The sequence below is a fragment of the Pseudomonas brassicacearum genome (genome assembly GCF_918698105.1).
GTDB lineage: Bacteria > Pseudomonadota > Gammaproteobacteria > Pseudomonadales > Pseudomonadaceae > Aquipseudomonas > Aquipseudomonas brassicacearum_F.
The window spans coordinates 1-20,361 of record NZ_CAKKMI010000101.1 but is presented as its reverse complement, the minus strand read 5'-3'; the positions used below and the strand labels follow the sequence as shown (position 1 = coordinate 20,361).

At 61.8% G+C, this 20,361-nt stretch carries 20 protein-coding genes; 14 read left to right on the top strand and 6 right to left on the bottom strand.

The window, feature by feature from the left end:
* Nucleotides 1-115 precede the first annotated feature (115 nt).
* Nucleotides 116-1,015 (top strand): hydroxymethylglutaryl-CoA lyase, encoded by a 900-nt coding sequence (locus LQ215_RS26645; RefSeq protein WP_230153302.1) that lies wholly within the window; start codon nt 116-118, stop codon nt 1,013-1,015.
* A 369-nt stretch (nt 1,016-1,384) separates the two neighbouring features.
* On the opposite strand, the gene LQ215_RS26640 is transcribed toward LQ215_RS26645, so the two are convergent.
* Nucleotides 1,385-1,756, bottom strand: coding sequence for a hypothetical protein (locus tag LQ215_RS26640; RefSeq protein ID WP_230153301.1), 372 nt, complete (start codon nt 1,754-1,756; stop codon nt 1,385-1,387).
* Between LQ215_RS26640 and LQ215_RS26635 the strand changes: the two genes are divergently transcribed.
* On the top strand, nt 1,755-1,919 hold the full coding sequence (locus LQ215_RS26635) for a hypothetical protein (protein ID WP_153387482.1): 165 nt from the start codon (nt 1,755-1,757) through the stop codon (nt 1,917-1,919). The two genes, LQ215_RS26640 and LQ215_RS26635, sit on opposite strands and share 2 nt — an antisense overlap.
* 669 nt (nt 1,920-2,588) lie before the next feature.
* Here LQ215_RS26635 and LQ215_RS26630 read toward each other — a convergent pair.
* Nucleotides 2,589-4,286 (bottom strand): AMP-binding protein, encoded by a 1,698-nt coding sequence (locus LQ215_RS26630; RefSeq protein WP_230153300.1) that lies wholly within the window; start codon nt 4,284-4,286, stop codon nt 2,589-2,591.
* Nucleotides 4,287-4,496: 210 nt separating this feature from the next.
* Between LQ215_RS26630 and LQ215_RS26625 the strand changes: the two genes are divergently transcribed.
* The 4 genes from LQ215_RS26625 to LQ215_RS26610 are packed head-to-tail and all read left to right on the top strand — an operon-like array spanning nt 4,497 to nt 10,057.
* Nucleotides 4,497-5,660: an isovaleryl-CoA dehydrogenase gene (locus LQ215_RS26625; protein WP_013692666.1), complete on the top strand. Its 1,164-nt coding sequence runs from the start codon at nt 4,497-4,499 to the stop codon at nt 5,658-5,660.
* Between the two features lie 11 nt (nt 5,661-5,671).
* A complete protein-coding gene (locus LQ215_RS26620) occupies nt 5,672-7,279 on the top strand; it encodes a carboxyl transferase domain-containing protein (protein ID WP_230153299.1) in 1,608 nt (535 codons plus the stop codon).
* A 13-nt stretch (nt 7,280-7,292) separates the two neighbouring features.
* Nucleotides 7,293-8,111, top strand: a complete 819-nt coding sequence (locus LQ215_RS26615; protein ID WP_230153298.1) for a gamma-carboxygeranoyl-CoA hydratase — start codon at nt 7,293-7,295, stop codon at nt 8,109-8,111.
* Nucleotides 8,108-10,057, top strand: coding sequence for an acetyl/propionyl/methylcrotonyl-CoA carboxylase subunit alpha (locus tag LQ215_RS26610; RefSeq protein WP_230153297.1), 1,950 nt, complete (start codon nt 8,108-8,110; stop codon nt 10,055-10,057). The genes LQ215_RS26615 and LQ215_RS26610 overlap by 4 nt, the downstream gene beginning before the upstream one ends.
* Nucleotides 10,058-10,086: 29 nt before the next feature.
* Here LQ215_RS26610 and LQ215_RS26605 read toward each other — a convergent pair whose 3' ends face one another.
* Complete coding sequence (locus tag LQ215_RS26605; protein WP_230153296.1) at nt 10,087-10,734, bottom strand: LexA family protein; 648 nt, start codon at nt 10,732-10,734, stop codon at nt 10,087-10,089.
* A 131-nt stretch (nt 10,735-10,865) separates the two neighbouring features.
* Here LQ215_RS26605 and LQ215_RS26600 point away from each other — a divergent pair, with 131 nt between their 5' ends.
* A complete protein-coding gene (locus LQ215_RS26600; RefSeq protein ID WP_230153295.1) occupies nt 10,866-11,207 on the top strand; it encodes a DUF6124 family protein in 342 nt (113 codons plus the stop codon).
* Nucleotides 11,208-11,697: 490 nt separating this feature from the next.
* A complete protein-coding gene (locus LQ215_RS26595) occupies nt 11,698-12,849 on the top strand; it encodes a M14 family metallopeptidase (protein WP_230153294.1) in 1,152 nt (383 codons plus the stop codon).
* A gap of 57 nt (nt 12,850-12,906) precedes the next feature.
* Here the strand turns inward: LQ215_RS26595 and LQ215_RS26590 are convergent, their stop codons facing one another.
* Nucleotides 12,907-13,443, bottom strand: a complete 537-nt coding sequence (locus LQ215_RS26590; protein ID WP_230153293.1) for a cytochrome b — start codon at nt 13,441-13,443, stop codon at nt 12,907-12,909.
* Nucleotides 13,440-14,522, bottom strand: coding sequence for a catalase family peroxidase (locus tag LQ215_RS26585; protein ID WP_230153292.1), 1,083 nt, complete (start codon nt 14,520-14,522; stop codon nt 13,440-13,442). Before LQ215_RS26585 ends, LQ215_RS26590 begins: the two co-directional genes overlap by 4 nt.
* Before the next feature lie 168 nt (nt 14,523-14,690).
* On the opposite strand from LQ215_RS26585, the gene LQ215_RS26580 reads away from it, so the two are divergent.
* Complete coding sequence (locus LQ215_RS26580) at nt 14,691-15,197, top strand: sigma-70 family RNA polymerase sigma factor (protein ID WP_230153291.1); 507 nt, start codon at nt 14,691-14,693, stop codon at nt 15,195-15,197.
* The gene (locus LQ215_RS26575) at nt 15,194-15,946 is read left to right on the top strand and encodes an anti-sigma factor family protein (RefSeq protein ID WP_230153290.1); all 753 of its coding nucleotides are present in this window, start codon (nt 15,194-15,196) and stop codon (nt 15,944-15,946) included. The genes LQ215_RS26580 and LQ215_RS26575 overlap by 4 nt, the downstream gene beginning before the upstream one ends.
* Before the next feature lie 143 nt (nt 15,947-16,089).
* Here the strand turns inward: LQ215_RS26575 and LQ215_RS26570 are convergent, their stop codons facing one another.
* Entirely contained in the window at nt 16,090-16,926 is an 837-nt protein-coding gene (locus LQ215_RS26570) for an IclR family transcriptional regulator (RefSeq protein WP_230153289.1), read from the bottom strand.
* A 244-nt stretch (nt 16,927-17,170) separates the two neighbouring features.
* On the opposite strand from LQ215_RS26570, the gene LQ215_RS26565 reads away from it, so the two are divergent.
* The 4 genes from LQ215_RS26565 to LQ215_RS26550 are packed head-to-tail and all read left to right on the top strand — an operon-like array spanning nt 17,171 to nt 20,158.
* A complete protein-coding gene (locus LQ215_RS26565) occupies nt 17,171-18,196 on the top strand; it encodes an ABC transporter ATP-binding protein (protein ID WP_230153288.1) in 1,026 nt (341 codons plus the stop codon).
* Complete coding sequence (locus tag LQ215_RS26560) at nt 18,193-19,062, top strand: ABC transporter permease (RefSeq protein ID WP_230153287.1); 870 nt, start codon at nt 18,193-18,195, stop codon at nt 19,060-19,062. Before LQ215_RS26565 ends, LQ215_RS26560 begins: the two co-directional genes overlap by 4 nt.
* Before the next feature lie 3 nt (nt 19,063-19,065).
* A complete protein-coding gene (locus LQ215_RS26555; RefSeq protein WP_230153286.1) occupies nt 19,066-19,860 on the top strand; it encodes an ABC transporter permease in 795 nt (264 codons plus the stop codon).
* 7 nt (nt 19,861-19,867) lie between these two features.
* The gene (locus LQ215_RS26550) at nt 19,868-20,158 is read left to right on the top strand and encodes a (2Fe-2S)-binding protein (protein WP_013692658.1); all 291 of its coding nucleotides are present in this window, start codon (nt 19,868-19,870) and stop codon (nt 20,156-20,158) included.
* Nucleotides 20,159-20,361 lie beyond the last annotated feature (203 nt).

Genomic DNA, 20,361 nt, shown 5'->3' with positions numbered 1-20,361 from the left:
CGATGTAACTGACAACATCAATGTTGACTGACATACCGCTATCGCGAGCAGGCTCGCTCCCACAGGGGGCAGCATCGTTCTCGATATATTGGCAACTCACTACAGGTCAATCCCCATGTCCCTCCCCTCCTTTGTACGCCTGATCGAAGTCGGCCCCCGTGACGGGCTGCAGAATGAAGCCCAACCCATCAGCGTCGCCGACAAGGTGCGCCTGGTGGATGCCTTGAGCGCCGCCGGACTGGGCTACATCGAAGTCGGCAGTTTCGTCTCGCCCAAGTGGGTGCCGCAAATGGCCGGTTCCGCCGAGGTGTTCGCGCAGATCCAGCGCAAGCCCGGTGTGACCTATGGCGCCCTGGCGCCGAACCTGCGGGGTTTTGAAGACGCGCTGGCGGCGGGCGTGAAAGAGGTGGCGGTGTTCGCCGCCGCGTCCGAAGCGTTTTCCCAGCGCAACATCAACTGCTCCATCAAGGACAGCCTGGAGCGCTTCGCGCCGATCATGGAGGCTGCAAAACAACACGGCGTCAGTGTGCGCGGCTACGTGTCCTGCGTGCTGGGCTGCCCGTACGAAGGGGCAGTCAAGCCTGAACAGGTGGCTTGGGTCGCTCGGGAGCTGTATGCCATGGGCTGCTACGAAGTCTCCCTGGGCGACACCATCGGCACGGGCACCGCCGGGGCCACCCGCAGGATGTTCGAAGTGGTGGGCGCCGAGGTGCCTCGGGACAAGCTCGCCGGGCACTTTCACGACACCTACGGCCAGGCCATGGCCAACGTATACGCCAGCCTGCTGGAAGGCATCGCGGTGTTCGACAGTTCCATCGCCGGCCTGGGCGGCTGCCCTTATGCCAAGGGCGCCAGCGGTAACGTTGCCACCGAAGACGTGCTGTACCTGCTCAATGGCTTGGGGATAGAAACCGGCATCGACTTGGATGCCCTGATCGCCGCGGGTCGGCAGATCTGCGACGTGCTCGCCCGCCCTAGCGGTTCGCGTGTCGCCAAGGCCCGCAGCGCACAGTGAGGTGTTACCGCTGGCTTTGTAACAGCGGCGAAACGAGTAACACGGAAACAATTTGTCTGGTCTGGCGTGTCAGCTTTTTCGACTGAAAAATACAACTCATTGATTTGTATAAATTTTTAAAAGTTGGCACGCCACCTGCTATATCTCTTGCATAACAAGAATAAAAAAACGCAGCAAACCCAATAAAAACAAGACGAAACGACTCTGACATAACAAAAACAACACGGCAGAGACGCAGCTAACAGATTTTTTTGGAGAGGATGTGCTTTTCAGGGTGCTTTCAGGAGCAACCCGCAACCGGGCAGAGAACAATAAAACTACCTTCAGGTAGCTCCCGAATCGGTTGGATCGCCAGGCGAAAAAAGCAGATCAGCGCTCAAAAAAATACGTTTGCTCTTGATCCCGGATGGGGATCGCCAAAAACAGCGGTAAAGGGCAACGGCTGCCAATAACAACAACAGGCCGCCCCTCAATAATAAAAAAAGAGCACGCGACGACAAAATTAAAGGGGAGCTTCGGCTCCCCTTTGTGCTGTCTGGCGTTTGGGGTTTTCTTGTGGGAGTGGGCTTGCTCGCGAAGACGGCCTGTCAGCTGGCATTGCGCTTGTTGACTGAGTACATATCCATTTTCTCGGTAACGGCCACTTAGGGTTCCGCCCTGACGGCGGGTCACTTTCGAAAAGCGCGAAAGTAACCAAAGCGCTTTTGCCCCACCACTTGGTGCCTCGCTGAGGCTCGGCATGCCCTCACTCCGGCATTGCTCCGTGGGCCGCCGCGAAGGGCCATCCATGGCCCAGCGCGGCTACCTCGGCATCCATGCCGAGGTGCCCACTGCGCAATGCCTGCGTTCGGCCAGCGTGGTTAACGGGGCGCCCGAGATCAACGTCCACCGCGAGGCGGCCTGATAGCCGACCTGGTTGTGGGTGACCGCATTCATCCTGTGGGAGGCTCGCTTCCACAGGTTTTGCGGTGCACTGGGCTTTGGGTCTGCTGAAGATCCAGTGTGGGAGCGAGCTTGCTCGCGATAGCGGTGGCTCAGCCACATAGATGCCGGCATGTACCCTGCTCTTGCTCTTGCTCTTGCTCTTGCTCTTGCTCTTGCTCTTGCTCTTGCTCTTGCTCTTGCTCTTGCTCTTGCTCTTGCTCTTGCTTTGGATCTTGATCTGAACGCCCCGTTAAACCACGCTGGCCGAACGCAGGCATTGTGGAGTGGGCATCCCGGCATGGATGCCGGGATAGCCGCGCTGGGCCATGGATGGCCCTTCGCGGCGGGCCCACGGAGCAATGCCGGAGAGAGGGAACACTGAGCCTAGGCGAGGTGCCGAGTGGTGGGGCAAAAGCGCTTTGGTTACTTTCGACTGGGCCGGCTTCCGGGCTCTTCGAAAGTGACCCGCTGTAAGAGCGGAACCATAAGCCGCCGTTACCGCAGCAACGGATATACCCCCCCCTACGGCTGTTGGCCCTGTCAGACTATTGCCCTTGCAGCTTGAGCTCGAAAACGGCGGCATCGCCAACATTTATGTCGCCTGGCACACCGCTTTCGCGAGCAAGCCCGCTCCCACAGGGGATTTTGCTCAGCCTTCTCTATCGCGCAGTTCTTCGATGCTGATTTCGCGCATGCGGAATTTCTGGACCTTGCCGGTGACCGTCATGGGAAATTCTTCGACGAATTTGAAATGACGCGGCGTCTTGAAGTGGGCAATGCGCTCCTTGCACCAGGCCTGCAGCTCTTGCTCGGAGGCACTGTGGCCGGGATGGAACTTGATCCAGGCAACGATTTCCTCGCCATAGCGCGAGCACGGGATGCCGATCACTTGCACGTCCGCCACCGCTGGGTGAGTGAAGAAAAATTCCTCCAGCTCACGCGGGTAAATATTCTCCCCGCCGCGGATGATCATGTCCTTGTTGCGCCCGACGATGCGCACGTAGCCCTGCTCGTCCATGGTCGCCAGGTCGCCGGTGTGCATCCAGCCATCCGGGTCGATGGCATCGGTGGTGCCCTTGGGGTTGTTCCAGTAACCGATCATCACGCTGTAGCCGCGGGTACACAACTCGCCAATAGCGCCACGCGGGACGATATTGCCGGCCTCATCGATAATCTTGCTTTCCAGTTGCGGCTGGGTGCGGCCGACGGTGGTCACGCGCAGCTCCAGCTCGTCCGAAGGACCGGTCTGCAACGACACCGGGCTGGTTTCCGTCATGCCGTAGGCAATCTGCACTTCGGCCATGTGCATTTCATTGATGACCCGTCGCATCACTTCGATGGGGCACGTGGCCCCCGCCATGATGCCAGTGCGCAGGCTGGACACGTCGAAGTCGCCGCGCTGCGGCTGGTCCAGCAGGGCGATGAACATGGTGGGTACGCCATACAGTGCCGTGGCTTTTTCCTCGGCCACGGCTTTTAGCGTCAGCAACGGGTCGAAGGCATCGTTGGGATAGATCATGGTGCTGCCATGGGTCATGCAGCCCAGATTACCCATGACCATGCCGAAGCAATGGTAGAGCGGCACCGGGATCACCAGCCGATCACCAGCCGTCAGGCCCAGGCTTTCGCCGACCATGTAACCGTTATTGAGAATGTTACGGTGGCTGAGGGTGGCGCCCTTGGGAAAGCCGGTGGTGCCGGAGGTGTACTGGATATTCACCGGTTGATCGGACTGCAGGCTGGATTGGCGCTCGACCAGTTGTTCCGGCGTCACCGCCGCACCCAGGGCGGCCAGTTGCGACCACGGCAGGAAACCGGCCGGCGGCTGGGCATCGAGGCTGATCACACCGCGCAAGTCCGGCAAACGCTCGCTCTGCAGATGGCCGATCGATTGTTCCGTCAGCTCTGGTGCCAGCGCTTGCAACATGGCGTGATAATCCGAGGTCTTGAACGCGCCAGCGCACACCAGCCATTGGCATCCGGATTGTTTGAGCACGTATTCAAGCTCAGAGACACGATAGGCCGGATTGATGTTGACCAGAATGACGCCGATCTTCGCACTGGCGAACTGGCTGATGCACCACTGGGCGCAATTGGGCGCCCACACGCCAAGGCGATCGCCGGTTTTCAAGCCTAGCGCCAACAAGGCGCGAGCGTGTAGATCGACGGCCTCGGCCAGTTGCTGCCAGGTATAACGCAGCGACTGATGGCGAACCACCAGCGCCTCCCCCTCCGGATAGCGGGCCACCGTCTGGTCGAAAACCTCGCCGATGGTTTGGACCAGCAAAGCCTTGGCCTGGGAGCCACGGGTGTAGCTGAGCTGCGAATGCGAACCGGGTTGATCCATGACGCCCCCTCTTGTCTTTATTAGTGGGTGTAGCGGTGAATCTCATGCACAAATGCCTTGGGTAAGCGCTATTGAAGCGCACTTACTCTGGCTCAAGTTGACGTTAACGTAAAGGGCGATTGACAGCTTCTCGTCGCAGGCTTACGTTAACGTAAAGGTGAGAGCGATTCCGCCACTCTCCGCACCCGATAAAAAAGCCAAAGGTGACCCATGAGCTACCCATCCCTGAACTTTGCCCTCGGCGAAACCATCGACATGTTGCGCGACCAGGTGCAGGCATTCGTCAAGGCCGAACTGGCGCCGCGAGCAGCGCAGATCGATATCGACAACCTGTTTCCCGCCGACATGTGGCGCAAGTTCGGTGACATGGGCCTGCTGGGCATCACCGTACCGGAGGAATACGGCGGCGCTGGCCTGGGCTATCTGGCCCACGTGGTGGCGATGGAAGAAATCAGCCGCGGCTCGGCCTCGGTCGCCCTCTCCTACGGCGCCCACTCCAACCTCTGCGTGAACCAGATCAACCGCAACGGCAATCACGAACAGAAAACCAAGTACCTGCCCAAGCTGATCAGCGGCGAACACATCGGTGCCCTGGCGATGAGCGAGCCAAACGCCGGCTCCGACGTGGTGTCGATGAAACTGCGCGCCGACAAGCGTGGCGACAAGTACGTGCTCAACGGCAGCAAGACCTGGATCACCAACGGCCCCGATGCCAACACCTACGTGATCTACGCCAAGACCGACCTGGAAAAAGGTCCCCACGGCATCACCGCCTTCATCGTCGAGCGCGACTGGAAAGGCTTCAGCCGCAGCAACAAATTCGACAAGCTCGGCATGCGCGGCTCCAACACCTGCGAGCTGTTTTTCGATGACGTCGAAGTGCCGGAAGAAAACATCCTCGGCGCACTCAACGGTGGCGTGAAAGTGCTGATGAGCGGCCTCGACTACGAGCGCGTCGTGCTCTCCGGTGGCCCAACCGGCATCATGCAGGCCTGCATGGACCTGATCGTGCCCTACATCCACGACCGCAAGCAGTTCGGCCAGAGCATTGGCGAATTCCAGCTGATCCAGGGCAAGGTCGCCGACATGTACACCCAGCTCAACGCCAGCCGCGCCTACCTGTATGCCGTGGCCCAGGCCTGCGAGCGCGGCGAAACCACCCGCAAGGACGCCGCCGGGGTGATCCTCTACAGCGCCGAACGCGCCACGCAAATGGCCCTCGACGCGATCCAGATCCTCGGCGGCAATGGCTACATCAATGAATTCCCGGCCGGCCGTCTGCTGCGTGACGCCAAGCTGTACGAAATCGGTGCCGGCACCAGTGAGATTCGTCGGATGTTGATCGGCCGCGAACTGTTCAACGAAACCCGCTAACGGAGCTGACCATGGCCACGCTGCACACTCAGCTCAACCCGCGCTCGCCGGAGTTCATCGCCAACCGCGATGCGATGCTCGGACACGTCGAGGCCTTGCGCACCCTGCTCGCGCACATTCGCCAAGGCGGCGGTCCCAAGGCCCAGGAACGACACACCTCGCGGGGCAAGTTGCTGCCCCGTGAACGCATCAACCGGCTGCTGGACCCGGGCTCGCCGTTTTTGGAGATCAGCCCGTTGGCAGCCCACGAAGTCTATGGCGAAGACGTGCCAGCGGCCGGCGTGATTGCCGGCATCGGCCGCGTGGAAGGCATCGAATGCATGATTGTCGCCAATGACGCGACGGTCAAAGGTGGCTCCTACTACCCGCTGACGGTGAAAAAACACCTGCGCGCCCAGACCATCGCCCAGCAGAATCGCCTGCCGTGCATTTACCTGGTGGACTCCGGCGGCGCCAACCTGCCGCGCCAGGATGAAGTGTTCCCAGACCGCGAGCACTTCGGCCGGATCTTCTTCAACCAGGCCAACATGAGTGCCCAGGGTATCCCGCAGATCGCCGTGGTCATGGGTTCCTGCACCGCCGGTGGCGCCTATGTGCCGGCCATGGCGGACGAGGCGATCATGGTCCGCCAGCAGGCGACGATTTTCCTCGCTGGGCCACCGCTAGTGAAAGCCGCCACCGGCGAGGTGGTCAGTGCCGAAGACCTGGGCGGCGCCGATGTGCACTGCAAGATCTCCGGCGTGGCCGACCATTACGCCGACAGCGACGAACATGCCCTGGCCCTGGCACGCCGCAGCGTGGCCAACCTCAACTGGCGCAAGCAAGGCGAGTTGCAGCATCGCCTGCCGATTGCCCCGCTTTACTCGGGCGACGAGTTGTACGGCGTGGTGTCGGCCGACGCCAAGCAACCGTTCGATGTCCGGGAGGTGATCGCGCGCCTGGTGGACGGCTCGGTGTTCGACGAATTCAAGGCGCTGTTCGGAACGACGCTGGTGTGCGGCTTCGCTCATTTGCATGGCTACCCGATCGCGATCCTGGCCAACAATGGCATTCTCTTCGCCGAGGCCGCGCAGAAAGGCGCGCACTTCATCGAATTGGCCTGCCAGCGCGGGATCCCGTTGCTGTTCTTGCAGAACATCACCGGTTTCATGGTCGGGCAGAAATACGAAGCCGGCGGCATCGCCAAGCACGGGGCAAAATTGGTGACGGCCGTGGCCTGCGCCAAAGTGCCGAAATTCACCGTCATCATTGGCGGCAGTTTCGGTGCGGGCAACTACGGCATGTGCGGCCGCGCCTACGACCCGCGGTTCCTGTGGATGTGGCCGAACGCGCGGATTGGCGTGATGGGCGCCGAGCAGGCGGCCGGCGTGCTGGTGCAGGTCAAGCGTGAACAAGCCGAACGCAGTGGCCATCCCTTCAGCGCCGAACAGGAAGCCGAGATCAAGCAACCGATCCTCGACCAGTACGAAGAACAGGGTCACCCCTATTATTCCAGTGCCAGGCTGTGGGACGACGGCGTCATCGACCCGGCCCAGACCCGCGACGTGCTGGGCCTGGCCTTGTCCGCGTCACTGAACGCGCCTATCGAACCGAGCCGCTTCGGCGTGTTCCGGATGTAAACGGGGAATGTCCATGGATAACTTCAACACCCTCGAATTGCACAGCGACCCTCGGGGCGTTGCCACCCTGTGGCTCAGCCGCGAGTCGAAAAACAACGCGTTCAACGCCGAAATGATCCGCGAACTGATCCTGGCCCTGGACCACGTCAGCAGCGATCCAAGCTTACGCTTCCTGCTGATCCGCGGTCGTGGCAAGCATTTCAGCGCCGGTGCCGACCTGGCCTGGATGCAGCAATCGGCCGAGCTCGACTACCACACCAACCTCGATGACGCCCGGGAACTGGCGGAGTTGATGTACAACCTCGCCAAACTGAAAATCCCTACGCTGGCCGTCGTCCAAGGTGCGGCGTTCGGTGGCGCGCTGGGGCTTATCAGCGCTTGTGACATGGCCATTGGCGCCGATGAAGCACAGTTCTGCCTGTCGGAAGTGCGCATCGGCCTGGCGCCAGCGGTGATCAGCCCGTTCGTGGTGCAAGCCATCGGCGAGCGTGCCGCGCGTCGTTATGCCCTGACGGCGGAACGCTTCGACGGCCAACGTGCGAAAGAAATAGGTTTGCTGTCGGAAAGTTACCCGGCCGAGGCGCTGGAAAAGCAGGTCGAACAGTGGATCGACAACCTGTTGCTCAACAGCCCGGCGGCCATGCGCGCCAGCAAGGAACTGCTGCGTGAAGTCGGTAACGGCGCCCTGACCCCGGCGCTGCGGCGCTACACCGAAAATGCCATCGCCCGCATCCGCGTCAGCCCGGAGGGCCAGGAAGGCTTGCGGGCTTTCCTGCAAAAGCGTGCGCCGAACTGGCAAGCCGAATCGAATAACAAGGAGCCGCGTCGATGAGCGCCCCAGCCCTCACCACGTTGCTGGTGGCCAACCGTGGCGAAATCGCCTGCCGCGTAATGCGCACCGCCAAGGCCATGGGCCTGACCACCGTTGCCGTCCACAGCGCCACCGACCGCGATGCCCGCCACAGCCGTGAAGCCGACATCCGCGTCGACCTGGGCGGCAGCAAGGCCGCCGACAGCTACCTGCAAATCGACAAGCTGATCGCCGCAGCCAAAGCCAGCGGCGCCCAGGCCATCCATCCCGGCTATGGTTTTCTGTCCGAGAACGCCGGGTTCGCCCGGGCGATTGAAAACGCCGGGCTGATCTTCCTCGGCCCACCGGCCTCGGCCATCGATGCCATGGGCAGCAAATCGGCGGCCAAGACCTTGATGGAAACCGCCGGGGTGCCCCTGGTGCCCGGTTATCACGGCGAAGCCCAGGACCTGGAGACCTTCCGCGACGCCGCCGAGCGCATCGGCTACCCGGTATTGCTCAAGGCCACGGCCGGCGGTGGTGGCAAGGGCATGAAAGTCGTCGAGGACGTCAGCCAACTGGCCGAAGCCCTGGCCTCGGCCCAGCGTGAAGCGCAGTCCTCGTTCGGCGACTCACGGATGCTGGTGGAAAAATACCTGCTCAAGCCGCGCCACGTGGAAATCCAGGTATTTGCCGACCAACACGGCAACTGCCTGTACCTCAACGAGCGCGATTGCTCGATCCAGCGCCGCCACCAGAAAGTGGTGGAAGAAGCCCCCGCCCCCGGCCTGACCCCGCAACTGCGCCAAGCCATGGGTGAAGCTGCCGTGCGCGCAGCCCAGGCGATTGGGTACGTCGGGGCGGGCACAGTGGAATTCCTGCTGGATGCGCGGGGCGAGTTTTTCTTCATGGAAATGAACACTCGGTTGCAGGTCGAGCATCCGGTCACCGAAGCGATCACCGGACTGGACCTGGTGGCCTGGCAGATCCGCGTCGCCCAAGGCGAGCCATTGCCGATTACTCAAGCACAAGTGCCGCTGCTCGGTCACGCCATCGAAGTGCGGCTGTATGCCGAAGACCCGGTCAACGATTTCCTGCCGGCCACCGGACGCCTGGCGTTGTATCGCGAATCGGCCGAGGGCCCGGGCCGGCGGGTCGACAGCGGGGTTGAAGAAGGCGATGAAATCTCGCCGTTCTACGACCCGATGCTCGGCAAGCTGATTGCCTGGGGTGAGGACCGTGAACAGGCGCGCTTGCGGCTGTTGAGCATGCTCGACGAATTTGCCATTGGCGGGCTGAAGACCAACATCGGGTTCCTGCGCCGCATCGTCGCCCACCCCGCCTTCGCGGCGGCCGAACTGGACACCGGATTTATCCCACGTTACCAGGCGCAATTACTGCCAGAGCCGGGCGAACTGGATGACGCGTTCTGGTTCGCAGCCGCCCAGGGCTTCGCCTTGAGCCTGACACCGCGCATGCGCTGCGATGATATCGATTCGCCTTGGGCCAGCACCACCGGGTTACGTCTGGGGCTACCAAGGGAAATCACCCTGCACCTGAGCTGCGAAGGCCAGGATCGCGCGCTGACACTGGACGTTAGCGCCCGTTGCGCGGCATTCAAGGGTGAGCAACTGGTGATCGAGCACCACGGCCTGCGCCGCAGTCATCGGGCCATTCGCCAGGGCGACAGCCTGTATTTGCAATGGGCGGGAGACCTGCACCGGATCGACCTGTACGACCCGTTGGCCGCCGCCGAGGCCAGCCACAGCCATCAAGGCGGCCTGGCCGCGCCCATGAACGGCAGTATCGTCCGGGTATTGGTAAGTGTCGGCCAGACGGTGGAAGCCGGGGCTCAACTGGTGGTGCTGGAGGCCATGAAGATGGAGCACAGCATTCGTGCGCCCAAGGCCGGGGTGATCAAGGCGCTGTATTGCCAGGAAGGCGAAATGGTCAGCGAAGGCAGCGCCCTGGTGGCGTTCGAAGAATAGGCATCGGCCCGCTCCCAGGGCCGATCCAGTCAGAACCTGATGGTGGCCTGCACCACCACACCGATGAGACGACATTGCTCGGTGTACAGGTTTTTCGGGTAAGTCGGATTGAGCGGAACCAGGTAACGCTGCCCGCTCTCTTCGATCAATTTGCGGAAGGTCGCGTCACTGCTGCCGGGCAAGCAGACGACCACCAGTTTGCCAGGCACCGCCTCGATCGCCGGATCCACCAGGATCGACATGCCCTCGGGAATGCTCAACCCGCTGGGTGCGGTCATCGCGTCGCCCACCACCACCAGCCAGAACGCGGCGCCCTGGGCGTGGTAGTCCGTCAATTCGTAGCGCACCTGGCTGTAGGCGCCAGGGTCACCTTCACGAACCTCGCCAACCTCGTGCCATTCACTGACCGGGTAGCGGAAGTACGGGTTGTACTTCTGCGCCAGGGCCATGCCTTCGTCCGTGGAGGTGTCCGGCTCGCGGATCACCATCGCCACTTCCAGAAACTCCAGCCCCAGCTCCTTCAGGACCCTGTTCATGTCTTCGACACTGGGTTGCCGGCGCCTGGTCAGCCAATGGCCGACGCCGCCCTGGGACATTCCCAACCGTTCTGCCAGCACCACTTGCGTGATGCGCAGCTCCTTCATCTTGGCCTTGACCAACTCTATCCATTTATCCATGTGCGGCACGATACGTGGAGGACTGCGGCCATTCAAAACACAAATTGTAGTATTTAAATTATGGTCACAATTACGATAAGTATTATTCTGGATTCAGGAGTTCAGCCCCACACACGGAGATTTTCATCACCATGGATACATCCAATAAAGACCAGCCCAGCAGCCCTTTTGACAGCACGTTTGCTTCCTTGCAGGAGTGCCCTGCGGCCAAACGCGCCCTCGACTACTACTTGAAACCAGGTGTTTCGCAGGCACAGGCAGAACATCGTTTCTTCGAAGTCCACCACAGCGTCAGCGCAGAAGAAGCCCTTGTTCACGCATGCGACCTGCTGCGCTGTGCAGCGGCGACCGCCCACGAGTCCGCCAACCAGTTGGATGGTTCGAGCCGTGACCTGGCATTTTCTGTGGTGCACATGATTGATCTGGTCAAGGTGATGCTCGACCGATCCCTGGATAGCTACCCGACTCGCTAGGGGTAACATTCGGGAATGCCGCCGCGAACGCGGACGACGAAAAAATTTTCCAATCGATGCGATAAAACCATTTGACTTGCAAATGATAATGATTATTATTGCATCAACTGGTCGCGAGATCAGTCGATAGACCAGAAGACCTTAGGTCGGACTTCTGGAATATCTCCTCATCAGGCTAATCACGGTTTTTGACCCGGCTTTTTGCCGGGTCTTTTTTTGCCGATTTTTCGGCTTATGGCTTCAGGCTAATGAAGTCTTTGGGGTGCTGCCAATTCGGTGGCGGCGATGATAGCAAATGAATATTTGTTTGCAAGAGTCGCCCCGCCACGCAGGCGAAAACCATCGACAGCCAGCGCTTGAGAATCAATTGCAGACGCTCTAAGCTGACTCGGCGTCCAGGGAGGGCGCCCCCTCGTTTACGTGACGTAAATCGTCTTGGCTCCCCTTCTTGCGTGTACAGTAATGGCCATGAAAATCCTCTCCAGGAATCGTGACCGTGGCTAAATCTTCCTTTTATATCAGCGCCAATTTCGACAGCGGCAACATCGAGGTCGTCGACATCAGCAACCCGTTGCAGTCGTTGCTCAAGATCCGGCCCGACACCCGCAGCGCCCACTTCCAATGGTTCCACTTCAAGGCCAGCGGCCTGCACGTCGGCCAGGAGTACTCCTTCCGCCTGCTCAACGCCAGTCAATCGTCTTACAACAAGGCCTGGACGGGCTACCAGACCGTTGCCTCCTACGATCACGTCAACTGGTTCCGCATTCCAACCCAATTTGAAGGCGACGCCCTGCGCTTTTATCTGGAGACCGAACAACCCAACGCCTGGTTCGCCTACTTCGAACCCTACAGCCGTGGCCGGCATGATTGGTTGATCGAGCAAGCGCAGCACAAGGCCGGCACTGAACTATTGGCCGTCGGTAAAAGCGTGGAAGGTCGTGACATTCAGCTGTTGCGCAAGGGCAGCGGTGCCGAAGGCCGGCGCAAAGTCTGGATCATCGCCCAGCAGCATCCCGGCGAGCACATGGCCGAGTGGTTCATGGAGGGCGTGATCGAACGCCTCCAGCAGCATGACGATGCGCAACTGAATCAATTGCTCGCCAAAGCCGATCTGTACCTGGTGCCGAACATGAACCCGGACGGCGCGTTCCACGGGCATCTGCGGACCAACGCCATGGGCCAGGACCTCAACCGCGCCTGGCAGAACGCCAGCCCGGAAATCAGCCCCGAGGTCTTTTTCGTCCAGCAGCAAATGGAAAAGTACGGCGTCGATCTGTTCATCGATGCGCACGGCGATGAGGAGATCCCCCACGTCTTTACCGCCGGTTGCGAAGGCAATCCGGGCTACACGCCACGCATAGCCGAGCTCGAAGAGCGCTTTCGCAGCCATCTCAAGCACCAGACAAAAGACTTCCAGACCACTCACGGCTACACCCGCGACGAACCGGGCCAGGCCAACATGACCCTGGCCTGTAACGCGGTCGGGCAGAAGTATGACTGCCTGTCCCTGACCCTGGAAATGCCGTTCAAGGATCATGACGATCATCCGAACCCGATCACCGGCTGGTCTGGCAAACGCTCGATGCAACTGGGCAAGGATGTGTTGAGCACCATCGAGGCCATGGTCGACGAGTTGCGCTGATCCAATGACCTGAACAATCCTCTGAGGCCAGGGAGCTTGCTCCCTGGCCTCAATCCATCAACCCTTGCCGCGCAACATACTGTCCAACACCTCATCCCGGCGCACCCAAGCGTGAAACAACGCCGCCGCCAGATGCACCAGCACCGTCACGAACAACAGGTAAGCCAAGTACCCGTGGGCCTTGCGCAGCAGTGCGAACGTCTGGGCGTGCGCTGGCAGAATCGAAGGCAGTTGCAACGAGTCGCCGAGCATCACCGGGTCCCCCGCCGCCGAAATCATGCCCCAGCCCAACAGCGGCAGGACCAGCATCAGGGCGTACAACAGCACATGCGAGGCGTTTGCCGCCAGCACTTGCCAGGCCGGCAGATCCGCCGGCAGCGGCGGTTGGTGGGTGGTAAAACGCACCACCAGGCGCACGACCACCAACAGCAAAATCGCGATACCCAATGGCTTGTGCAACTGCAGCAGCCATTCATGGCGTTCGGACACCGAGGCAACCATGCCCGCGCCGATGAACAGCATGGCGATGATCATCACGGCCATCAGCCAGTGCAGCAGCCGGGCCAGCGGTGCAAAGTGACGAGGGGCGCTCATGGGCGGGACTCCTGTTTGGCGGGCAACTGGCTCACTTCGCTGGTACGGCGCAGATAGGAACTGGCATAGGCGGCGGAGCGCGCGACCAGTAGCGGGTCTTCGGAACCCTCGATCCCTTGGGGCAGGATCAGCGGGTCATAGTTGATGTCGCGGCATTCGCCGTTGTCCTGCGCCTGGGTGCGCTCCAGCACCAGCGTGCCGGCATTGAGAACCTTGCGGTCAGCGGGCCAAGCCTTGCTGGCATCGTTCACCGGGTCGCCCGGGTTGGCCAGGGTGATGTTCAACTGCCAGCGCAACGGCCCGGCGGCGAGACGCTTTACCAAGTCTTGCTCGAGGAAGTCGCCGCCCTGGGGTGGCGTCGCATCCGCAGCGTCCTGGCTCATCGGCACCACGCCCCAGCGCACCGCCTGGCGCTGCCCGGCTGGGTTGACCAAATAAAACGCGTTGATGCCGTTGTAGGTTTCAGTGGCATAGCTGGCCGACGGCTTGGCGGTCTTGATCCATTGCAGGAACGGCGCCGCTTCGGGGTGCGCGGCAAAGAACGCCGGCACGGCCGCCGGGTTCGGTTTGCCTGTGGCGGGGTCCGGCGACTGGGCTTGCTGGAGTTGATAGAAGGCTTCGGGCGTGCCCACCGGAAACACCGGCATGCTGTTCATGCCGGTGCGCCATTGCTGGCCGTTGGACTGGGTAAAGCGCAGTGCCAGGCTGCGGATCGGCACACTGCCATCCGGTGCATAGGGGTTGCCGCTGGGCAAGGCGAAACGCCCAACCACGGGCGTTTGCGCCTGCGAGAACACTTGGGCGCTGGAATAGGCGCTGGCCTCGCCTGTGCTTTGGAAATAGCCCGCGACGCAGACACCTTTTGAGTGGTTGCGTCGGAAGCCCGGATGAACGCCGTTGTTTTTTTCAAGCACATTGACCAACGCCTGCGGTGTCAGGCGCTGTGGGTCGAGGCTGCCATTGACGTAGGCAAACGCCCCGGCCAGCGCAGCGACAATCACCGCGATGCCGCTCAGGCGCAGTGTCAGACCGGCGGCACTCAAGGGTGGCCGGCTCGGCGAGGGTGAAGGATCAACCATGAGAACGCTCCAGGGCTCGGGGCCATTTGTTGGAAAGGACCCGTCAGACGAAGGCGTGACAGGTTTATTCCCACGCTTCGTATTTATTTTTCCTGCACTGGAATAATCTCGTTCGCGGGTCGTCTTTCCAGTCCCGGCGCAGTGACTGCCCATAGAAGCCACACTTTCATGAACGCACTCGACGAACAGCTGCGCGAACTCATTCCCAGGCTACGGCGTTTTGCCGTGTCCCTGACGCGCAACCCGAGCAACGCCGATGACCTGGTGCAGATGTGCCTGGAACGGGCGTTGTCCAAATGGAATGACAAGCGCCCGGACGGCGATCTGCGGGCCTGGCTGTTTTCGATTCTGTACCGGCAGTTTCTCGACGGCCACCGCCGCTCCCGTCGGTATGCGCGCATGCTGGAGTTTTTCACCGGCCGCGACGATGCCCACCCTTCGGCCGAGCGCAGCGTGATCGCACAATCGTCCCTGCAGGCCTTCGATCAACTCACGACGGAACAACGTGCACTGTTGTTGTGGGTGTCGGTGGAAGGCTTGAGTTACCAGCAAGTCGCCGACATCCTCGACGTGCCGATCGGCACGGTCATGTCCCGCCTGTCCCGCGCTCGCCAAGCCCTGCGCCAACTCAGCGACGGCGAAATCACCCGCCCTACCCTGCGGATACTCAAATGATCAGCATGCCCCCCAGCGACAGCGACCTGCACGCCTACGTCGATCGCCAACTGAGCGAGGCCGACCAGCGCCTGGTGCAGGCCTACCTGGCCAACCAGCCGGAAGTCGCCGCCCGGGTCCGCGCCTGGCAACAGGACGCGCAGCACCTGCGCACGGCCCTGAGCGGCGCTTTGCAACAGCCGCCCAATCCGGATCTCGACCCGGCCATGATTCGCCAGCGCCTGAAACAGCGCTCCCGCCGCCACCTGGCCAGCGCCGCGGCGTTGCTGCTGGCGGTCAGCGTGGGCGGGGTCAGTGGCTGGCAAGCGCGGCAAGTGACCCTGCTCAGCGCCGCCGCCCCCATGGCCGATGCGTTGCAGGCGTACCGCTTGATTGCCCAGCAGGGCATCCTTCCGGCCGATTACCAGACCGGCGACGAGCAGAGCATGCAAGGCTGGCTCGATCGCTATTTCACCCAGGCCGACCGGCTGCCAGACCTGTCGGACGCCGGCTTCAAGCCGGTCAGCGGGCGCTTGCTCAGCACCGAACAAGGCGCGGCGGCGATGGTGGTCTATCAGGACCCGAGCGGTCAGAAAATCAGCTTCTACGTGCGCCCACCCGGCCCGAAGAACTTCCTCCTGCCCCGGGGCAGTCGCCGCGAGGGCGAATTGCAAGCCGAGTACTGGTCCGGACCGGGCTACAACTACGCGATGGTCATCCCCAGTGATTCGCCGACGGTGCAGCGGCTCAAGCAGACCCTGAAGTTTTGAGTCTCCTACCCGATGGAAAATCTCTGTGGGAGCGAGCCTGCTCGCGATGGCGGTAGTTCAGTTAGAGATGATGTCGACTGTCACACCGCTATCGCGAGCAGGCTCGCTCCCACAGGGAACATCAGTTGCTCTTGAGAGTGTGTTCACCCCTGCCCAAACACCTGCGAAGGCCTGCGCAGCAACGGGTCGAACGGGTTGATCCGCGGGCCGATCAGGGCCGCCTCGCGCTTGAGCATGTCCACCACCGTTGGCAGGCGATCGGGCCCCAGGCGGTCGCTCACCGTTGCCACGCTCAAGGCGGCCACGGCGCGGCCATCACGGTCCAGGATCGGCACGGCCACCCCGGCCATGCCTTGCAATACGCCGGTATTGCGCCCGGCGTAGCCAAGCGTACGAACGTTCTCCACTTCCGAACGCAGGAAGACTTCGTCGTACAGGTGGAAATCCTTCAGCCGCGGCAGGTTGTACTGAATTACCGTGTTGCGCTCCTCCTCTGGCAGAAACGCCAGGATCGCCAGGCTGCCCTGCCCCACGCCCAACGCCACGCGACCACCGATGTCGCCGGTGAAGGTGCGGATCGGAAACGGCCCCTCGCTGCGGTCCAGGCAGATCGCATCGAAACCACTGCGTGCCAGCAAAAATAACGAGTCCCCCAGGGAGGCCGACAACCGCAGCATCGCCGGGCGCACCAGTTCGCGCAGGTTGCCGGTGTTGCCGGCGCGGGCGGCCAGGGCGAAGAACTCCAGGCTCAGGCGATAGCGTTTGCTGCGTGCGTCCTGCTCGACCATGCCTTCGTCCATCAGGCTGCGCAGCAAGCGATGCGTGGTGGGCTGGGACAGGCCGATGCGCTGGGCCAATTGTGTCACCCGCTCCCCACCCTCGGCGGTGTCACCCAGGCTGCGCAACACGGCAAACAGCCGTGAGACCGCACCGACACCGACTTCGCCTTTCTCATTATTCCGATCAGTGGAATCAGACATGCTGTTTCTCATCATTAAATTTACTCACTGAATGAAACTGAAAATAGTCTTCGCTTCAGTGAAATAGTCCATTGAGCCCATCCTATTCTTCGTCCTACTCTTCGTCCAGACAGGGGCGATTCGAACAACAGCGGCAGCCGACTCAAGGTCGAGCACCAACGCACCTCAGCAACACCCTTTCGTATCTGCCCATAAAAAAGCGCGCCCGCGGGCGACGCATAACAATCCCAGGTGGAGCGCAGCTATGGCTTTTGTGCAACTTGAAGGACTTGGCAAACGTTACGGCGATATCGACGCCGTGGTCGCCACCACCCTGTCGGTGGAAAAAGGCGAGTTCGTCTCGCTGCTGGGGCCTTCCGGCTGCGGCAAAACCACGACCCTGCAGATGATCGCCGGCTTCGTCGAAGTCAGCAGCGGGCGCATCCTGCTGGACGGTCGCGACATTACCCACGCCAAGCCCGCCAGCCGTGGCTTGGGCGTGGTGTTCCAGAGCTACGCGTTATTTCCCCACATGACCGTCAAGGACAACGTCGCCTTCGGCCTGCGCATGCGCAAAGTGGCCAACGCCGAGTTGCAACAGCGGGTGGATCGGGTGTTGAAGCTGGTACGCCTGGACCGCCACGCCGACCGCTACCCGCGAGAACTCTCGGGCGGCCAGCGCCAACGCGTGGCACTGGCCCGGGCGCTGGTGATCGAACCGCCGGTGCTGTTGCTCGACGAACCACTGTCCAACCTCGACGCCAATTTGCGCGAAGAGATGCAATACGAAATTCGCCGCATCCAGCGCGAAGTCGGGATCACCACGCTGATGGTCACCCACGACCAGTCCGAAGCCTTGTCGATCAGTGACCGGGTCGTGGTGATGCAGGCCGGGCGCATCACCCAGATCGACGCGCCGTACACCCTTTACGAGCATCCGCGCACCGAATTCATTTCCGGCTTCGTCGGCAAAGCCAACCTGCTGCCCGGCATGCGGGACACTGCGGGTGTCGTTCAGGCCTGCAGCCAGGGCAATGGTGAGCTGACGCTAAGCCTGCGTCCGGAAAAAATCGACCTGTGCGAGGCCGGTTCAGGGCGACTGCAAGGCACCCTCGTGAGCCGCTTCTTCCTTGGCAGCCAATGGCTGTACGGCGTCTCCACCAGCCTGGGGGAACTCTGCGTGGTGCGCCGCAACGACGGCTCCGCGCCCTTGGTCGAAGGCACGGCGGTGGGCCTGGACTGGGACCCGGCGCTGCTGCGGGTGCTGAGTGCGGACGAGGTGCCGGCATGAAGCTGATCGATGCAATGCGCCGCGGTCGGCAAGGCTACCTGATGTCCGCGCCGGCCCTGGCCTTGTACCTGGGCTTACTGGTCATTCCCTTGGGCTTGACCTTGGTCCTGTCGTTCAACGTCTTCGACTACAGCACGGGCATCAACGGCGACGCCTATACCTTCGAGCACTACACCAGCCTGCTGGGCGATCCGTACTTCTACGAGATCTTTTTGCGCACGTTCTGGATCAGCGCCCTGACCACCCTCCTGTGCGTGCTGATCGGCGTGCCCGAGGCGTACATTCTCAGCCGCATGGGCGCACCGTGGCGCTCGATTTTCCTGATCCTGATCCTCACGCCGCTGCTGATTTCAGTGGTGGTGCGCGCCTTCGGCTGGAGCCTGTTGCTCGGCGCCGACGGACTGGTCAACCAGGCCCTGCAAGCCTTCGGCGGCTCGCCGATGAAGCTGCTCTATACGCCGTTCGCCGTGGTCATCGCCCTGGTCCACGTGATGTTGCCGTTCATGATCATTCCGGTCTGGACCTCGCTGCAGAAACTCGACCCGGCCGCCGAACAGGCCGCGCTGTCCCTGGGAGCGAGCCAGTTCACGGTGATCCGCAAAGTGGTGTTGCCGCAGATCATGCCCGGCGTGCTGTCCGGCACGCTGATTGTGTTCGGCCTCGCCGCCAGTTCCTTCGCGATTCCCGGCCTGCTCGGCGGACGGCGCTTGAAGATGGTCGCCACGTTGATCTACGACCAATACCTGTCGGAGCTGAACTGGCCCATGGGCGCGGCCATTGCCGTCGCACTGCTGCTGCTCAACCTGCTGATCATGCTGTCGTGGAACCGGATGATCGAAGGCCGCTACAAGAAGTCATTGGGGTAATTCATGTCCAGAAACGGTCCTTTCGCGCTGCTGTTTCACGCCCTGGTGGTGGCCTTCATGCTCGCGCCGCTGGTAGTGGTCTGTCTTGTCGCCTTCACCCCGGAAAACACCCTGAGCCTGCCGACCACCGAGTTTTCCCTGCGCTGGTTTCGCGCCGTGTTCGAGCGCGCGGACTTTGTCGATGCGTTCTACAACAGCTTGGCCTTGGCGTTCAGCGCGGCCTCGCTGGCGACGTTGATCGCGGTGCCGGCGGCCCTGGCGATCACCCGGCTCGAGTTCCCGGGGCGAGATTTTTTCAACGGCCTGTTCCTGTCGCCGATCATCATTCCGCACCTGGTGCTGGGGGTCGCATTGCTGCGCCTGTTTGCGCTGATGGGCGTGAACGGCAGCTTCGCCTGGCTGATCTTCGCCCACGTGCTGGTGATCACGCCCTATGTGTTGCGCCTGGTGCTGGCCTCGGCCATCGGCCTGGACCGCAGCGCCGAACAGGCCGCGCAATCGCTGGGGGCGGGGCGCTTCACGCTGTTCCGGCAAATCACCTTGCCGATGATCCTGCCGGGGGTGGCCGGGGGCTGGCTGCTGGCGTTCATCAACAGTTTCGATGAAGTCACGCTGTCGATCTTCGTCACCTCGCCGGCCACGCAAACCCTGCCGGTGCGCATGTACGTGTACGCCACCGAATCCATCGACCCGATGATGGCGGCGGTGTCGGCACTGGTCATCGCGCTCACCGCGCTGACCATGATTCTGCTCGACCGGGTCTATGGCCTGGATCGGGTCCTGGTAGGTAAACAATGAGGGCACCATGGCGCTGCTGAAACGACTGGCCGAAGGCGATCGCCCGGCCCTGGATTTTACCCTCGACGGCCAGCCTGCCACCGGCCTGTTGGGCGACACGCTGCTGACCGCCGTGCTGACCTGCAGCGAACACCTGCGCGGCAGCGACTTCAGCGCCGAACCCAGGGCCGGTTTCTGCCTGATGGGCGCCTGCCAGGACTGCTGGGTGCGCCTGGGCGACGGCCGCCGCGTACGCGCCTGCTCGACCCTGCTCGAAGCCGGCCAGCACATCAGCCGCGAACCGGGGCGCCAGCTATGAACACTGTCGACTGGCCTGGCCTCATCGCGAGCAGGCTCGCTCCCACAGGAGACTTGCGACGTACACAAAACCAACATCCACAACAGAACCAATGTGGGAGCGAGCTTGCTCGCGATAGCGGTGTGTCAGGCAACAACAATGTCGACTGGCCTGGCCTCATCGCGAGCAAGCTCGCTCCCACAGGAGACTTGCGACGTACACAA

Bases quoted from the DNA above. Each gene is read 5' to 3' on its own strand.
- LQ215_RS26645 (WP_230153302.1), top strand. From the start codon at position 116: ATGTCCCTCCCCTCCTTTGTACGCCTGATCGAAGTCGGCCCCCGTGAC.
- LQ215_RS26635 (WP_153387482.1), top strand. From the start codon at position 1,755: ATGCCCTCACTCCGGCATTGCTCCGTGGGCCGCCGCGAAGGGCCATCC.
- LQ215_RS26640 (WP_230153301.1), bottom strand. From the start codon at position 1,756: ATGCCGAGCCTCAGCGAGGCACCAAGTGGTGGGGCAAAAGCGCTTTGG.
- LQ215_RS26630 (WP_230153300.1), bottom strand. From the start codon at position 4,286: ATGGATCAACCCGGTTCGCATTCGCAGCTCAGCTACACCCGTGGCTCC.
- LQ215_RS26625 (WP_013692666.1), top strand. From the start codon at position 4,497: ATGAGCTACCCATCCCTGAACTTTGCCCTCGGCGAAACCATCGACATG.
- LQ215_RS26620 (WP_230153299.1), top strand. From the start codon at position 5,672: ATGGCCACGCTGCACACTCAGCTCAACCCGCGCTCGCCGGAGTTCATC.
- LQ215_RS26615 (WP_230153298.1), top strand. From the start codon at position 7,293: ATGGATAACTTCAACACCCTCGAATTGCACAGCGACCCTCGGGGCGTT.
- LQ215_RS26610 (WP_230153297.1), top strand. From the start codon at position 8,108: ATGAGCGCCCCAGCCCTCACCACGTTGCTGGTGGCCAACCGTGGCGAA.
- LQ215_RS26605 (WP_230153296.1), bottom strand. From the start codon at position 10,734: ATGGATAAATGGATAGAGTTGGTCAAGGCCAAGATGAAGGAGCTGCGC.
- LQ215_RS26600 (WP_230153295.1), top strand. From the start codon at position 10,866: ATGGATACATCCAATAAAGACCAGCCCAGCAGCCCTTTTGACAGCACG.
- LQ215_RS26590 (WP_230153293.1), bottom strand. From the start codon at position 13,443: ATGAGCGCCCCTCGTCACTTTGCACCGCTGGCCCGGCTGCTGCACTGG.
- LQ215_RS26585 (WP_230153292.1), bottom strand. From the start codon at position 14,522: ATGGTTGATCCTTCACCCTCGCCGAGCCGGCCACCCTTGAGTGCCGCC.
- LQ215_RS26580 (WP_230153291.1), top strand. From the start codon at position 14,691: ATGAACGCACTCGACGAACAGCTGCGCGAACTCATTCCCAGGCTACGG.
- LQ215_RS26575 (WP_230153290.1), top strand. From the start codon at position 15,194: ATGATCAGCATGCCCCCCAGCGACAGCGACCTGCACGCCTACGTCGAT.
- LQ215_RS26570 (WP_230153289.1), bottom strand. From the start codon at position 16,926: ATGTCTGATTCCACTGATCGGAATAATGAGAAAGGCGAAGTCGGTGTC.
- LQ215_RS26565 (WP_230153288.1), top strand. From the start codon at position 17,171: ATGGCTTTTGTGCAACTTGAAGGACTTGGCAAACGTTACGGCGATATC.
- LQ215_RS26560 (WP_230153287.1), top strand. From the start codon at position 18,193: ATGAAGCTGATCGATGCAATGCGCCGCGGTCGGCAAGGCTACCTGATG.
- LQ215_RS26555 (WP_230153286.1), top strand. From the start codon at position 19,066: ATGTCCAGAAACGGTCCTTTCGCGCTGCTGTTTCACGCCCTGGTGGTG.
- LQ215_RS26550 (WP_013692658.1), top strand. From the start codon at position 19,868: ATGGCGCTGCTGAAACGACTGGCCGAAGGCGATCGCCCGGCCCTGGAT.